The sequence below is a fragment of the Candidatus Sulfotelmatobacter sp. genome (assembly GCA_035498555.1).
In the GTDB taxonomy this organism is placed as follows: Bacteria; Eisenbacteria; RBG-16-71-46; order RBG-16-71-46; family RBG-16-71-46; genus DATKAB01.
On sequence record DATKAB010000021.1, the window covers coordinates 25,914 to 41,017 of the forward strand.

A 15,104-nucleotide genomic window follows, 5' to 3' on the forward strand; every position below is an offset into this window, starting at 1 on the left:
CCGCCCCCTTCCCCGGGAGTGGCCTTCGTGTTCACGATGCGCCTCCCTCGCGCTCCAGCACGCGCACGAAGGCCGTCACCACGTCGGGATCGAATTGCGCGCCGGACGACCGCCGGAGCTCGGCGACCGCCGCTTCGCGCGGCACCGGCGCGCGGAACGGCCGGCCGCGCGTCATGCTCTCCCACGCGTCCACCACCGCCAGCACCCGTCCACCCAGCGGAATCTCGAGGCCGCGCAAGCCGCGAGGATAGCCGTGGCCGTCCCAGCGCTCGTGATGCGTCAGGATCACGTCGCGCACCGCGAGCTGGTACTCCAGCGGCCTCATGATCTCGACGCTGACCTCGGGATGCTTCTGCACCTCGGATCGTCCCCGATCGTCGAGCGGCTCGCCGTGAGCGACTTCGTCGCGCACCGCCGCCATGCCGATGTCGTGGATGCTGGCGACGTACCCGATCAGATCCACCTCGGTCTCGGGGAGCTGGAGCTCGCGCGCCAGCGCCCGGGCGAGATGCACCTGCTGGCGGCCGCCGAGCAGGCTCTCGCGCTTGAGGCGCGTGATGCTGCGCACCGCCTGCAGCGCCTCGTCCACCAGACGCGGGCTGTCGGGATGTTGGCTGGCGCGCTCGACCGCGCTGCCGACGCGCTCCACCAGCGCGGTGAGCACCGCCAGATCGTCGTCATCGAACGCCTCGCCCGAGCGCTTGTTGTTGACGTTCAGGACGCCGATCACCTCGCGCTCGACGTGGAGCGGCACGCACAGCAGCGACTTGGTCTTGTACTGCGGATGGTTGAGCCGGCGGAATCGGCGGTCGGTCTCGATGTTGTTCACCAGCAACGGGCGGCCCCAGGCCGCCACCGAGCCGGCGACGCCCGAGCGCAGCGTGGTGCGACGCGCGCCGAGCTGCTGTCCGTCGAGGCCGCGCTGGGCCACGATCGACAGATCGCCGCGCTCGGGATCCACCAGCATCATCGACACGATCTCGGCATTCATCGCCGCCGCCACCATCTCGACGGTGTGATCGAACAGCGTGCAGAGGTCGGGACGCGCCATCACCCCGCGGGCGATGCGGCGGGCGCGCGGCGTCGCCAGCTGGCGCATGGGCAGCTGGAACACGAAGCGCGTGCCGCTCTTCTCCGGGATCTCGACCCGGATGCCGCCGCCATGGAGCTCGACGATGCCGCGAGCGATCGCCAGGCCCAGCCCGGTGCCCTCGCTCTCCTGCTCGCCGGCCTGCCGCGAGCGGAAGAAGCGCTCGAAGACGTGGGGCAGGTCCTCGGCCGGGATGCCGGGACCCTGGTCCTCCACCGACACCATGATCTCTTCCCCGTTCGGCACCGCGGTGATGCGCACTTCGCCGCCGATGGGCGAGAACTTGGCGGCGTTGCCGAGGAGATTGATCAGCAGCCGCCGCAGCAGATCGGCGTCGGCCTCGAGCTTGAGCCCGGGATCGATCTGGAACGCGGTCTTGATGCGGCGCGCGTGCAGCACCGGCTGCAGTCCTTCGAGGGTCTCGCGCACCAGGGTCTCGGGCTCGAGGCGCGAGAGCCGGAGCGGGCGCTGGCCGGATTCGAGACGCGAGAGGTCCAGGATGTCGGTGACCAGCCGCGACAGGCGATCGCACTCGACGTTGATGATGCTGAGGAAGCGCTCGCGCGGCGCCTGCGCGTTCTGCAGGCTTTCGAGCAGCGCCTCGGCGTAAGCCTTGATCGCGGTCAGCGGACTGCGAATCTCGTGCGCCACGACCGACATGAGGCTCGAAGCGGTCTCTTCGCCCTCGGCCACCCGCCGCTCGAGGCGGGCGCTCTGCCGGCGCGCGTCCTCGAACAGCCGCCGCAGCTCGGCGCGCTCGAGCGTCAGCGCCACTCCGTCGCCGAGCGTCTGCAGCAGCAGCCGGTCGGTCTGCGTGAACGGATGCGGGCTCGAGAACGCCACCAGCAGCACGCCACAGACCGTGCCGCCCGAAATCAGCGGCACCGTCGCGAGCGCCGCGGGAGGATCAGTCCACAGCGACGCTTCGCGCGGAGCCTCCGGCTGCTCGATGCCGTCGTCGTAAGCGGCCATCTCCTGTTGCAGCGTCCACTCGACCGGTCCTTCGGCGTCGGCGAGATAGGCGCTCTCGGTGCCGGCAGGATCCATGCAGATCAGGGTCCCGCTGCGCGGATCCACCCGCAGCATCCGCCAGTCGGACGCGCCGGCGCCCTGCATGGCGCAGGCGCCGGCGATCGAGCAGGCGGTGCCGAGATCGCCGGCGCTGCGCAGCGCCAGCATCGCCTGCGCGAGCGAGGCCAGCGCGGATTCCGGAGTCGCCTCGGGCCGGATGTCGGGAAGGATCGTGCTCATGCCGCGGCATTCCGATCGGCCGACTCGCCGCCCTGGCGGCGCTCGTTCACCAGCACGCTGCCCGGCATGCTCTTGCCGTGCGCCTTCAACTCCTGCGAGATGTCGGTGAGCTGGGCGAGGTGAGTGACCGGCATGCGGTCGGTGCTGACCAGCGCGATGGTGAGGCTCATCAGCGGAAAGCGCTCGAGCACGTGCCGCCGGTTGTGCACCTCGACGTGACCGCGATCGAGATCCTCGGCGTCGTAGAACGCCTTCGCCGCGGCGTCGAACTGGGCCAGGATGTCGCGGCCGAGCGCTTCCGCCACGGGAGGCGTGCTGACCACGATGAAATCGTCGCCGCCGATGTGCCCGACGAAATTGCTCTGGCCATGGCGCTGCACGGTTTCGACGATGATCCGCGCCAGCGCCTGGATGGCCTGGTCGCCGCGCGCGTAGCCGTAGCGGTCGTTGAAGGCCTTGAAGAAGTCGATGTCGATCTGCAGGAACGCGAACGGCTCCCCGCTCGCCAGTCGCCGCTCCACCTCTTCGTTGATCGAGAGATTGCCGGGCAGACCCGTGAGCGGACTCGCCGACCGCTGCTGCCGGCTCCACTCGAGCACGTTGCGGATGCGCAGCACCAGCTCCTTCTGCTGCCAGGGCTTGGTGACGTAGTCGTTGGCGCCGCCCTGCAGCCCGTGCACCTTGTCGTCGGCCTCGGCCTTGGCGGTGAGCATGACGATCGGGATGTGTCGCGTGGCATAGGCCGCGCGCAGGCGATGCGTCACCTCGAAGCCGTCGAGGTGGGGCATCATCACGTCGCAGAGCAGGACGTCGGGAAGCTGCTCGAGCGCGAGGTCGACGGCGCGCTGACCGTCCTCGGCCACCAGCACCTCGAAGCCCGCCGCTTCGAGCTGGAAGCGCAGGACCTCACGCAGATGCGGTTCGTCTTCTGCGATCAGAACACGTGGTTTGTTCACGTCGGAAAGGACTCCGGATCCCTGGTGAGCCCCGACGACGGGCGAGCCCCCACTTCCGCAATCGCAACGCCTATGCCACGCAATCGCTTGCGCGGGCGTTGCCATGGGCCGCGGGAGCCGGAATCAGGCCTCGTATTGGCAACGGCTTGGCCCGGCGTTTGGCGGCGGGAAACGCGGGGCGCCCGGGGATCGCCGGGCAGGATGCAACCGGTCGGGCGAAAACCCGGTCAGCCGCTGGCCGGCCGATCCCCGGTCTCAGCTCGCGATCGGCAGGCCCGACTCTTCGAGCGAGGCGGTGGCGTCGAGCTCGGGACCCGTCTCGAGCCCGCGCTCGAGCTGCCAGGCGCCGACCAGCGCGATCATAGCGGCGTTGTCGGCGCACAGGCGCATCGAGGGCATGCGCAGCGCGACGCCGCGCTCGGAGCACAGCTCGCTGAGGCGCTCGCGGAGCGCGCGATTGGCGGCGACACCGCCACCGAGATTGAGCGCGCGCGCGCGGGTGTGATCGAGCGCGGCGCGCGTCTTCGCCACCAGCGAATCGATCGCCGCGGCCTGGAACGAAGCGGCGAGATCCGCGGTGCGCGCTTCGCGCTGATCGGCGGCGAGCGACTGGAGCGCGAGCGCCACCGCGGTCTTGAGTCCCGAGAACGAGAAATCGAAGCCGGGCTGATCCACCATCGGGCGCGGGAACGCGAAGGCCCGCGGGTTTCCGTCCGTCGCGACCCTCTGGATCGCGGGACCGCCGGGAAAACCGAGGCGGAGGAGCTTGGCGACCTTGTCGAAGGCCTCGCCCACCGCGTCGTCGCGCGTGCTGCCGAGCCAGCGGTAGCGACGGAAGCCGAGCACTTCGACCAGCTCGGTGTGCCCGCCCGACACCACCAGCGCCAGCGCCGGAAGCGGGCTCTCGCCGTGCTCGAGCGTGCCGGCGTGCAGATGCGCCTCGATGTGGTTGACGCCGGTCACCGGAACGCCGATCGCGAGCCCGAGCGCCTTGGCGAAGGCCACGCCCACGACCAACGATCCGACCAGCCCGGGCGCGCGCGTTACGGCGATGCCGGTGATCTCGGTGGCATCGAGGCGGGCTTCCTCGAGCGCCTGACGGACGAGGCGCGGCAGGTACTCGAGATGCGCGCGCGCCGCGAGCTCGGGCACCACGCCGCCGTAGAGACGATGAACGTCCTGCGAGGCGATCAGATGGGCGCGCAGCGTATGGCCGTCTTCCAGCACCGCCACCGAGCTGTCGTCGCACGAGCTCTCGATGCCGAGCACCAGATGCTCGGCCCGGCTCACGCGCGCTCCTCCGGCGACAGCATCTCCTCGAGCCACGCCAGGTACTTCGGCGCGCCGGCCGCGACGCGCACCGCGAGACACTCGGGAGTGTCGTAGGGATGGAGCTCGTGAAGGCGCGACAGCAGGGCGGTCCAATCCTGCTTGCGAGTCTTCATCATCGCCAGGACTTCGGCCTCATTGTGAATCTCGCCCTGCCACCGGTAGATCGAGCGGGCCCCACCCAGCACCGTGCCACATGCGATCAGGCGTTCTTCGACCAGCGCACGAATCACGCGTTCGGCATCCGCGAGGCTGGCGAACGAACTCCACACGATCAGCATTTCGGTCACGGCGGGCTCCAGTCACCAGGGGTGGATTCGGGGTAGCGAGTGTAGCACCTCGCCTGGCGCGCTCCGGCGGCGTAGCATTCGCGCGTGCGGCTTCGATCCCTTCCGGTTCTCGTCCTCCTTCCCGCGCTGATCGCCGCGTTCGCGGCCCGGAGCAAAGGCAGCGCCGCCAGCCTGAGCGAACCCCGCGCCGCCGGTCCGAGCGCCCCGCTCCCGCCGATCGTGTTCGTGTCGCGCAAGCCGCTCGCCGAGCACGGCGCGATCCCGGGCCTCGGGCCGCTCCATCGCGCCGCGGCGCCGGGGGGCCGGCTGCTGTTGCGCGAACCGGGCGGGAGTCTCCGCGAACTGCTGCCGGCTGGCGCGCTGTTCGACGTCAGCGATCCCTCGGTTTCGCCTGACGCGCACTCGATCGTGTTCGCGGGCACCCCGGGCGCCGACAGCGCCTGGCGCATCTGCGAGGTGGGCGCCGATGGCGGCGCACCGCGCTTCCTGACCGCGCCGCGCGGGGTCGGCGACGACGATCTCGATCCGGTCTGGCTCGACGCGCGCACGATCGTGTTCGCGAGCACGCGCTCGGGCTGGAAGACGCAGTACGACGGCTCGCCCGCGCCGCAGCTCTGGCGACTGTCACTCGACGACGGCGCCTGCGTTCGCATCACCTCCGAGCGCAACGGGGTCGAGGAACCCTGCGTGGATCCGCGCAGCGGCGACATCGTCTACTCGCGCTGGTGGTTCAATCGCTGGTGGCCGGCGCGGGACGCCGATGGCGGCGACGCTCGGGCCAGCGTGACGGTCGACTCGACGCGGGCCCTGGTGGGTGACCGCGCGAATCTCTGGCAGGCGATCGCGATTCGCTCGGACGGCTCGCATCCGCGTCTGTTCGCCGGAGCATTTCGCGACCGGCGCATGGAGTCGCTCGATCAGCCGGCCGTGCTGCCGGGCGGTGGCGTGATCGGCGTGGTGGCGGACGAGCTCGGGCTCTCGCCGCGGCCGGGCGCGACCGAGCTGGTCTGGTTCGCGAGCCCGCATGCTCCACCCCGGCATGTGGCCGGCGCCCGATTCGATCCCGCCGACGTCCCGGCCTATGGCAGCGCGAGAGGCCTGAGCGCACCCTCGGCATGCTCGCCGGCGGCGCTTCCCGATGGACGCGTCGTGTTCTCCTACGATCCGGGTTCGCGCGGCGACTTCGGGCTGTGGGTGGGGGCGCTGGACGGAAGCGCTCCGGTCATGCTGGTCAATCTGCCGGGAACGCTCGAGCTGGATCCGGCCCCGGTGGTGACGCGCGCGCTACCTCCGGCGCGCCGCCCCGCGATTGCGCGGCGCGACTTGCCGATCGACGCCACTCGACTGGCGGGCTGGCCCGAGACGTTCAGATTCGCGAATCGCGACGTCTTCGCGCGTGCCTACGGCAAGCTCGCGACCGCGGTGCACCGCGGCGCGGCCCAGGTGCGGATCCGCTTCTGGGCCGAGCTGCCGGGCGGCGCGGGCCAGCGCGACACGCTGGTGCTGGTGCGTGAGGTTCCGGTGCAGAGAAGCGGACGCGTGGATGAGCGCTCGCTCCCGGCCGGGATCCCGATGTTCGAGCAACTCGTGGATGATCGTGGCAACGTACTGGTGTCGTCGCTTGGCGCTGCCCACGTCGCCGGCTACAACGCCGGCACGCCCGGTGAAACGGCGCAGTGCATCGGCTGCCACCGCGGGCACTCGATCGAGAAGTAACTTTCCGGCAGCTGTTCCCGGTGGCACGCGGCGGCGAGCGCACGTTCGAAAATCCAAGACTCCTCTGCTGCGCCCACCCTCTGATCGAGGCCGAGCGAAGACTCGGGTTCGCGCTGATGAACGGCAAACGCCAGGCGGCCATCGAAGCGCGAGCGGCGGCCTCAGGAGTGGAGCGAAGTGCGACCGCTCATGTTCGCGCGGCGTCGCCGAGCCCCTCGATCACGTCGCGAAAGCTCACGCCCAGCGTCTCGCGCACGCGGGCCGCGCGCACCGTGGTGGTCGCCGCGAATACCTCCATCGCGCGTCCGAGATCGGCGTAGCGACCGCCGCTCGCGCGCGTTGGAACATGCCCGAGCGCCGCGCCCAAGGACCAGAGCGCGCCGGGGACCGGCACCCAGATCAATCGCCGCTTCATCCCGCTCGCCAGCGCCTCGCCCACTTCTCGCATGGTGGGCGCCGGCTCGCCGGCCACGTTGAACACGCCGCCCGCCGCGCGCGGCTCGTCGATCGCCCGCAGGATCGTGGCGGCCAGATCGTCGGCGTGTACCATGCTCTTGCGATTTCGGCCCCCCGCCACGAGCGGGGCGGCACCGCGCCGCACCAGCCGGATCATCCGGGCGAGATTCCCCGGCGCGCCGCGGCCGTAGACCATCGCCGGGCGCAGCACGGCGGCGGACAGGCTTCGCGCGGCGTGAGCCGCGAGCACCGCCCGCTCCGCGGCCAGCTTGCTCTCGCCATACGCTCCAGCCGGCGCCGGCGCCTCGGACTCGTCGCGGTTCTCAAAGCGTTCGCCGTACACCGCCGTCGTGCTCACGTACACGAAGCGCGGGGCGTGTCCGGCGCGAGCCACCGAGTCGACCAGCCGTTGGGTGCCGCGAAGATTGACCGCGAAGCAGGCCTCGCGCGCGGCGGCGTCGGGCGTCTCGTGATGCACCCAGGCGGCAGCATGTACCACCGCGTCGGCGCCACGTAGCAACCGATCCAATGCCGCCATCTCCGAAAGCTCGCCCGCGATCCATTCCTCGCCGGTGGCCGGATTCGCCGGCGGCCGCCGAGAGAGCGCGGCGATCGAATCGCCGCGCGCGAGCAGGGCACGGCGCACCGCCCCGCCGACGTAGCCGCTCGCGCCGGTGACGGCGACCCGCATCAGAGCCGCGGCGCCGGCGGCACGGGCGCCATGCGCAGGCCGTTCCACATGCCCGCGCCGTAGCTGGTGTGCAGGATCACGATCACCCAGGGCAGTCGAAGCAGGCGATCGGGCGCGAGTCGCCCGCGCATCGCAAGCGTCGCCACCAGCAGAAACAGCGCGTACATCGCGAGCAGGATCAGAAACGCGACACGGCCGATCGGCGAGAACAGCGCCGCGATCGCGCCCGCCACCAGCGCCAGCACCAGCAGCGCCGGCGCCAGATGCCGCGGCCGCAGCGAGTCGGGATAATTGCGCACGAAGCGACCCTTCCAGATGCCGTACTGCCAGTACTGGCGCGCGAGTCCGGTGAGCGATGGCCGCACGTGGTACACCGCCCGCAGCGACGGCAGCAGCAGGATCCGCCCGCCCGAGGCGCGCAGGCGGTAGTTCAATTCGTAATCCTGATGGCGAACCATGTGGGGATTGAAGAGCCCGATGCGTTCGAACACCCGCCGGCGAAACGCGCCGAACGGCACGGTGTCGGCGGGACGGGCCTCATCGCCCGAGGCGCCGGTGCGAAACCCGGAGTTGCCGATCCCGAACGGTGAGCTCATCGCCGCCGCGATCGTCTCGCCGGTCGGCCCGTCGCCTACCGAGACCATCGCGCCGCCCACGCAGTCCGCGTCGCTGCGCAGCAGCTCCTCGACGCAGGCGCGAATGTAGTTCGAAGGCAGCGACGCGTGCCCGCCGAGCAGCAGGATCACCTCGCCGCGCGCACGGCGGATCGCGGCATTGGTGCCGGTGGGCATGATCCGCTCGGGATTGTCCACCAGCTCGACTCGGGCCCCGCTGCGGCTTCCCGAGGACGTCATGAATCCGCGCACGATGTCGCGCGTGCCGTCATCGGACATTCCGTCGGCCACCAGGATTTCGAGCCGATCGGCGGGATAGTCCTGGCTCGTCACCGCCTCGAGATTGCGGGCGATGAAGCCGGCCTCGTTGCGGACCGGCATGACCACCGAGACCAGCGGCAGTTCCTGAGTCATGAGCACCATGCTAGGGGCGGGGTGAATGGATGGCGGGGCACGCTAACCCGTGCGTCGTCCGGAACGCCAGCCCGGGGAAGGACGTGGTCGTCCGCCCCCGGGCGGCGATTGAGCCCCGGCATCCGCGTCCGTCGATCGCAGCGTTCTCGAGCCCCGCAGTCTGCTAAGTTTTGGGTGGTGCTCCGAAGATTGCAGTCGGCGGGAGGGCCGACGGTTGCGCCGCAAGCTCCTGGCCTGATTTTCCCTCAGGGTCGCCGGAACCTATGGAACGGCTTGGGCTTCTGCCGGCCAACCGCGATCTTCGGAGCATGACCTAAGTCTTGGCGGTCTGCTCCAGCTCGGAGGTACGGGTGACATTGCCTTCCGTTTCCGGTCTCGAGGCGTTATCGGACGACTGGCTCGCGCGCTGGACCCGTGCGTTCGAGCGGCACTCGTTCGACTCGCGGACCTTCGACGCCATCGATCGCATCGCGCCGCTCGCCCTCTACGAAGCGCGCATTCCGGTGGTGCGCTGGCACCTCGAACGCCGCCGCGAGGCGCCGATCCGGCTCGCGCTGCTGTTCAACTTCGGCGGCAGCCTGCCTCGCGAAGAAGTCGAAGCGCTGCTCGGCGCCGAGCTGACCGGGAGGCTGCTCGACGCCGGAATTCTGAAGCTCAGCGAGACCGGAATCACGAGCCGGTTCCGGATCGAGCCGTTCTTCGGCCTGTGGATCGTCGCCGACGGCAGCGTGGGCGAGCCCGAGTCGGTGATGCCGCCCGGCCCCACCACCGAGCAGCTCGGCGAGATCCTGCCGGAGGCGATCGCCGGCTCGGTGTTCGAGGTGGCGTGCGGGCCGGGAGGGGTCGCGCTCCTCGCCGCGCGGCGTGGGGCGCGTCGCGTGCTGGGCACCGATCTCAGCGAGCGCGCGATAGCGATCGCGCGCTTCAACGCACGGCTCAATCGGCTGGAGGCGGAGTTCCGCGTCGGCGATCTCACCGCGCCCGCGGCGGGCGAGCGCTTCGACCTGGTGGTCGCACAGCCGCCCTACCTCTTCCATCCGCCCGACACCCCGGAGATCCTGTTCATGCACGGCGGCGAGCGCGGCGACACGCTGACCCTGCGCCTGATTCGCGAGCTGCCGGCGGTGATCGCACCCGGGGGTGAGGCACTGGTATTGTCCGACGTCTCCCTGCTCGCGGGCGAAGAGCTCGAGAGCTACGTTGCGGCACGACTCGGTCAGGTGCCGCTGCGCGTGCTGCTCCTCCACGCGGTAGGGCCGGAGCCGGACGTGCAGGCCATGTCCTACGCCTCGTACCAGACCGGCGGCGGGCTGGGGCCGCGCTACCTCGCGCTGGCCCGCGCCTATCTCACGCACCTCGAGAAGATCGGGATCACCCGCGTCCGGCAGGCGCTGTTCGTGGCGCGCCCGGTTTCGGATTCGGACGCCGCCTCGATCGCGATGGTCGCGGTGCGCAATCCGCGCGGCGCGACGCCCGTGGTGCGCGAGCGACTCTGGGCCGCCACCGAATGCGCGCGGGCAGCCGATCGCGCCCTCACCGCCCAGCGCATTCGCGTGGCGCCCGACGCCGAATGGGTGAGCCGCCGGACCCGGCCGGAGGGCGAACAGTCCGAGCATCGCGTGCGCTTTGGCGAGCGCTGGCCGGCGCTCGAGCAGATCGTGACCGACGAGGGGCTGGTGCTGGCCTCGCTGCTGGAGAATTCGCCCGACCTCGAGGCCGCCGTCCGCGGATACGCCGAGCGGTGCGACGCCACGCCCGACGAGGTGCGCGCGCCGGTGCTCGAGTACATTCGCGCCGGGCTCATGACCGGCATGCTGGTGATGGAGGATGACCATGGCGGTTGATCGAATGAACGAGCAGGACCTGACCACGCTCGCGGCCCTTTCCGATTTCGAGGCGGCGGCGCGGGACCGGCTGCCGGCGATGGCGTGGGAGTACATCACCGGCGGCGCGGGCGACGAATCGACTCTGGGCCGGAATCGCGCCGCGTTCGGCGACCTGCGGCTGAAGCCCCGCATCCTGCGCGACGTGAGCCGGATCGACACGCGGATCACGCTGTTCGGGCGCGAGCACCGGCTGCCGGTCCTGCTCGCGCCGACCGGCTACCAGCGGCTGTTCCACGCGCAGGGCGAGTGTGAGACCGCGCGCGGCGCGGACGCGGCCCAGGTCACGCTGGTGGTGAGTTCGGTCGCCAACACGCCGCTCGACGAGGTGGCCCGCGCCACCACGGCCAGGCTCTGGTACCAGATCTATTGCCAGCGCGATCGCGCCTGGACCGAGCAGCAGGTGCGCCTCGCCGAGCGTTCCGGTTACGAGGCGTTCGTGCTGACCGTCGATACGCCGGTCCTCGGCGCGCGACACCGCGAGAAACGCGTGCGCTTCCAGCTCCCCGCCGGGCTCGAGATGTCGAATTTCCCGCCGCTTCCCGGGGGGTACGGGCCCAACCAGCACCACGATCCGCACGACATCTACAACCCCTACCTCGATCCCACGCTCACCTGGAAGGACTTCGAGTGGCTACGCTCGCTCACGCGACTGCCGGTGCTGGTGAAGGGGGTGCTCGCCGCCGAGGACGCGCGCCTCGCGGTCGAGCACGGCGCGGCGGGCGTCCTGGTTTCGAACCACGGCGGTCGCAATCTCGACACCGCCCCGGCCAGCATCGAAGCGCTGCCGGGCGTGGTGCGCGCGGTGGGCGGACGCATCCCGGTGCTGCTGGACGGCGGCGTGCGCCGCGGCACCGACGTGGTGAAGGCGCTCGCGCTGGGCGCGAGCGCGGTGCTGATCGGCCGGCCCTATCTGCACGGGCTCGCGGTCGCCGGCGCGAGCGGAGTGCAGCGCGTGGTCGAGCTGCTCGACCTCGAGTTCCGCGGCGCGATGGCGCTGATGGGGTTGACGTCGATCGCGGCGATCGGGCGCGACGCGCTCTGGGAAAGCGGATGAGCCCGGCGCGGCCGCGCGCCGGCCGCGCCTAACGCGGCGTGAGCGTGAGCGTGTGGCTCGCCGCGCCGGGCACGAACGCCACGTAGCGGCCCGCCACCCAGTCGGCGAACTCGTCGGCGTAGTGGGCGGACAGGAAGTGCCCGCTCTGCCCGCCCGGCAGCGAAAAGCGGCCGGCGGCCGGATCCCCGATCTCGACCACCATCCGCATCGAGGCGCCGCTCGCCGGCCGCGTCACTCGCACCACGCTCGAGCCGCCGGCGAGCTGAGCGTGCGGCATGTCGAGCCAGGGATCGAGATAGGGCACGGCCGCGCCCAGCGGATGGTTGATGCGGGCGCGATTGACGAGCCCCCAGGTGATGCGCTCGAGCGGCAGGCCGGGAACGCGCGCGCGCAGCTGATTCGCCGCCGAGTCGGCCGCGGCGCGCACCAGCGCGTCGTAGTCGGCGTAGCGCGGGTTCAGCAGGTTCATGGGCCGCTCGTCGAGCAGGCGGCGGATCACCTCGTCTTCCAGGCTCCACGAATAGTCGAATCGAGCATCGCGCGCGTGACACGGTGCGACGATCGGCGCCAGCAGCTCCTGATGGATCGCCACCCGAGCGAAGCGCAGGAAGGCGTGGGAGGCCGAGGTGGTGTCGGCGCGATGCCTCCACGCATCGAGCAGGCGCCGCGCCGCGGCCAAATCGGTGTCGGCGCGGCAGGATTCGGGCGTGAGCGCGCGGTCGAGCGCCCGCGCCGCCGGCCCCACGACCGCGTCGTCGAGATCGTTCTGCAGCGCCTCCGCGCCGGCCACGTCCCAGTCGGAGCGTGACGCCAGCACGTCGTGGATGCGGCGTGCGCGCCACGGCATCGCCGCCCCGGTGCCGACGCGCGCCCAGTTTCGGCCCCCGACGGTGCGCTGATTGGCGGTCCCGAGGAATCCCGCGGGCGGATCCTCCACACGCGGCATCGAGTCCTGCGGCCACCAGCCCCGCCAGCCACCCGCGGCGTCGCCCTCGCGCGGGCGGCGCGGATCGAAGCCTTCCCGGCGCGGCAGTCGCCCGATGATGCGCCAGCCGATGTGCCGGGCGTCGGCGGCCACCACGTTCTGGGCGGGACCGGTGTAGCCGTCGAGCGCGGCGAACAGCTCGCGCAGATCACGCGAGCGGTCCTCGGCCGACAGGTCCATGCAGTACGAATCCGGGGCGATCCCGCCCCACTGCAGCGCCAGCCAGCCACCGTCGTCCGAGTGATCGATCACCGGGCCCCAGCGAGTCTCACGGACCTCGAGCGTCTCCGGTGGCGCGCCGCTCACGCGAATCACTTCGCGTCGCAAGCGAAACGCCTCGTCCCCGCCGGGGACGCGGTAGCGCGAACTGTCGGAACCCGCCGGACGCACGCGGACCCAGTCGAGGAAATCGCCTTCGAGATTGGTGAACCCCCAGGCCACGTCTCCGTTGCTCCCGATCACCACCCCGGGCAGCCCCGGAAGGCTCACCCCGATCACGTGGAGACCGGGCGCGAGCAGCCGCTGGCGTTGCCAGATCACCGGGACGCGGAGGCCGAGATGCGGATCGTTGCAGACGATCGGACGGTGATCCCGAGTGCGCGCTCCGGCGATCACCCAGTTGTTGCTGCCGAAGGCGGGCTCTCCGCGCATCGGATCCGCCCGATCGGCGAACCCTCCGCCCCCCGGCGCGGCCAGAGCCGCGCGCGCTCCCGCTCCCGAGCGAAGATCGAATTGCGCGGAGGTCGGGGTCGGAGGCGGCTTCGGTGCGGGCTGGCCATCGAGCGCGACGTCGAACGGAGTGGACTCCGGGGTCAGGAAGTCCACCAGCACGCGGGGGAGGGTCGCATCCATGACTTCGACCATGCGCTCGGTCTCTCCCGCGAACTGCAGGTCATCGAACATCGAGGCCAGCACCAGCATGCAGTCGCGCGGGCGCCAGGGCTCGCGCGGAATACCCAGCACCAGGAACTCGGGCGGCGCGGGATGGTGAGCGTCCCAGGCGTTGATGCCGGCGGCATAGGCCTCGAGCCGCGCGCGGCGGTCGGAATCGAGCATCGTCATCGCCGAATCCACCACCGCCGCGTACCCGAGGCGCCGCGCGTGGCGATCGGCGGGCAGGGCGCGCGGGCCGAAGATCTCCGCCAGCCGCCCGGCGGCGTTGCGGCGGATCAGCTCGATCTGAAAGCGCCGGTCGCGGGCGTGGACATAGCCCTGCGCGAAGGCCGCGTCGCGATCGGTGCCGGCGTGGATGGTCGGAACGCCGAGCGCGTCGTAGTCGATCGTCACCACGCCATCGAGGCCCGGGAGCCGGCGCTGTTCGTCGTCGGGAGGAAGCGTGCGCCGAATCAGGACGATCGGTGTCGCCAGCAGCACGAGCAACAGCAGAAGAGCGAGCGCGAAGAAGCGAAGCCACCGGCGCCTGCGCACGACACGCGCCCCGCCTCAGTGGGCGAGGAAATCCTCGATCGCGGCCACGAACTTCTCCGGTTCCTCGAAATACGGAAGGTGCCCGCTCTTCTCGAACACCACGAACTTCGAGCCCGGGATCAGGTTGTGAATCTTCCAGGCGGTCGAGGGCGCGACGTTGATGTCGTAGCGGCCGGTCGCGACCAGGGTCGGAAATCTGTACTTCTTGAGCTCGGGCCCGAGGTCGTACCGGGCGAGGTCGCCGTTCAGGGCCTGATTCACCGCCGGGTAGTAGTGGTAGCCATCGGCGTGCGACATGAACTCGTCCCGGTGCGCGGGATCGTAGAACAGCAGCTGGAGGTACTCGTGAACGTCCTGGCGGGCCGCCTCGGTGTCGCCCAGCGCCTCGGCGAACTGGAACGCCTCCTGGCGCTCGAGCGCGTCGGGAAAGATGTACTTGAAGATGAACTCGGTGTCGCCCCACTTGGGCGCCGCCGAGTCGATGATCATCAGATGGGCGATGGCTTCCGGATGCCGCGCGGCGTAAGCCATCACCAGATACCCGCCCCACGAGTGTCCGAGCAGATCGATCTTCGGCGAGCCGAGCGAGGCGCGCACCGCCTCGAGGTCGGCGATCTGATCGGCGAGCGTGCACGACATGCCGGCCTTGTAGGCGGTGGAGCGTCCGGTGCCGCGCTGATCGTAGAAGATCACGCGGCGATGCTTCGCGAGCGTGTCCCAGGCGCTGGAGCAGTGCACGTACAGATGATCGAATCCCGGCCCGCCGTTCACCATGATCAGCGGCCGCGCGCCGCCCGCGCCGCGCGTCTCGACGAACAGCGAGACGTTGCCCGACTTGACGATCTTTCCGGTCTCGGCGGCCCGCGCGGAGGTACCACCCGACGTGAGACCGATTCCCAATGCGGCAAACGTCGCGAAAACGGCCCGGCACCTCATCGTGTTCT

11 protein-coding genes are annotated in these 15,104 nt (G+C 70.8%); 3 read left to right on the plus strand and 8 right to left on the minus strand.

Features of this window, described 5'->3' with window-relative positions:
- Nucleotides 1–31: 31 nt before the first annotated feature.
- From VMJ70_02190 to cutA, 4 genes are all read right to left on the minus strand, one after another.
- A complete protein-coding gene (locus VMJ70_02190; GenBank protein HTO89917.1) occupies nucleotides 32–2,341 on the minus strand; it encodes an HD domain-containing phosphohydrolase in 2,310 nt (769 codons plus the stop codon).
- Nucleotides 2,338–3,297 (minus strand): response regulator, encoded by a 960-nt coding sequence (locus tag VMJ70_02195; GenBank protein HTO89918.1) that lies wholly within the window; start codon nucleotides 3,295–3,297, stop codon nucleotides 2,338–2,340. Before VMJ70_02195 ends, VMJ70_02190 begins: the two co-directional genes overlap by 4 nt.
- A 255-nt stretch (nucleotides 3,298–3,552) precedes the next feature.
- A complete protein-coding gene (gene tsaD, locus VMJ70_02200) occupies nucleotides 3,553–4,587 on the minus strand; it encodes a tRNA (adenosine(37)-N6)-threonylcarbamoyltransferase complex transferase subunit TsaD (protein ID HTO89919.1) in 1,035 nt (344 codons plus the stop codon).
- Entirely contained in the window at nucleotides 4,584–4,907 is a 324-nt protein-coding gene (gene cutA, locus VMJ70_02205) for a divalent-cation tolerance protein CutA (protein HTO89920.1), read from the minus strand. Before cutA ends, tsaD begins: the two co-directional genes overlap by 4 nt.
- Nucleotides 4,908–5,000: 93 nt before the next feature.
- Here cutA and VMJ70_02210 point away from each other — a divergent pair, with 93 nt between their 5' ends.
- Nucleotides 5,001–6,632, plus strand: coding sequence for a hypothetical protein (locus VMJ70_02210; protein ID HTO89921.1), 1,632 nt, complete (start codon nucleotides 5,001–5,003; stop codon nucleotides 6,630–6,632).
- A 187-nt stretch (nucleotides 6,633–6,819) separates the two neighbouring features.
- On the opposite strand, the gene VMJ70_02215 is transcribed toward VMJ70_02210, so the two are convergent.
- Both VMJ70_02215 and VMJ70_02220 read right to left on the minus strand, forming a co-directional pair.
- A complete protein-coding gene (locus VMJ70_02215; protein ID HTO89922.1) occupies nucleotides 6,820–7,779 on the minus strand; it encodes an NAD-dependent epimerase/dehydratase family protein in 960 nt (319 codons plus the stop codon).
- Nucleotides 7,779–8,807, minus strand: coding sequence for a glycosyltransferase family 2 protein (locus VMJ70_02220; GenBank protein ID HTO89923.1), 1,029 nt, complete (start codon nucleotides 8,805–8,807; stop codon nucleotides 7,779–7,781). The genes VMJ70_02215 and VMJ70_02220 overlap by 1 nt, the downstream gene beginning before the upstream one ends.
- Nucleotides 8,808–9,157: 350 nt before the next feature.
- On the opposite strand from VMJ70_02220, the gene VMJ70_02225 reads away from it, so the two are divergent.
- Together VMJ70_02225 and VMJ70_02230 are read left to right on the plus strand one after the other, a co-directional pair.
- Nucleotides 9,158–10,651 carry a methyltransferase domain-containing protein gene (locus VMJ70_02225; GenBank protein ID HTO89924.1) on the plus strand — a complete coding sequence of 498 codons (1,494 nt, stop codon included), beginning with the start codon at nucleotides 9,158–9,160 and terminating at the stop codon, nucleotides 10,649–10,651.
- A complete protein-coding gene (locus VMJ70_02230; GenBank protein ID HTO89925.1) occupies nucleotides 10,641–11,747 on the plus strand; it encodes an alpha-hydroxy acid oxidase in 1,107 nt (368 codons plus the stop codon). Before VMJ70_02225 ends, VMJ70_02230 begins: the two co-directional genes overlap by 11 nt.
- Nucleotides 11,748–11,775: 28 nt before the next feature.
- On the opposite strand, the gene VMJ70_02235 is transcribed toward VMJ70_02230, so the two are convergent.
- Together VMJ70_02235 and VMJ70_02240 are read right to left on the minus strand one after the other, a co-directional pair.
- The gene (locus VMJ70_02235) at nucleotides 11,776–14,160 is read right to left on the minus strand and encodes a penicillin acylase family protein (GenBank protein ID HTO89926.1); all 2,385 of its coding nucleotides are present in this window, start codon (nucleotides 14,158–14,160) and stop codon (nucleotides 11,776–11,778) included.
- 15 nt (nucleotides 14,161–14,175) lie between these two features.
- A complete protein-coding gene (locus VMJ70_02240) occupies nucleotides 14,176–15,096 on the minus strand; it encodes an alpha/beta fold hydrolase (protein HTO89927.1) in 921 nt (306 codons plus the stop codon).
- Nucleotides 15,097–15,104 lie beyond the last annotated feature (8 nt).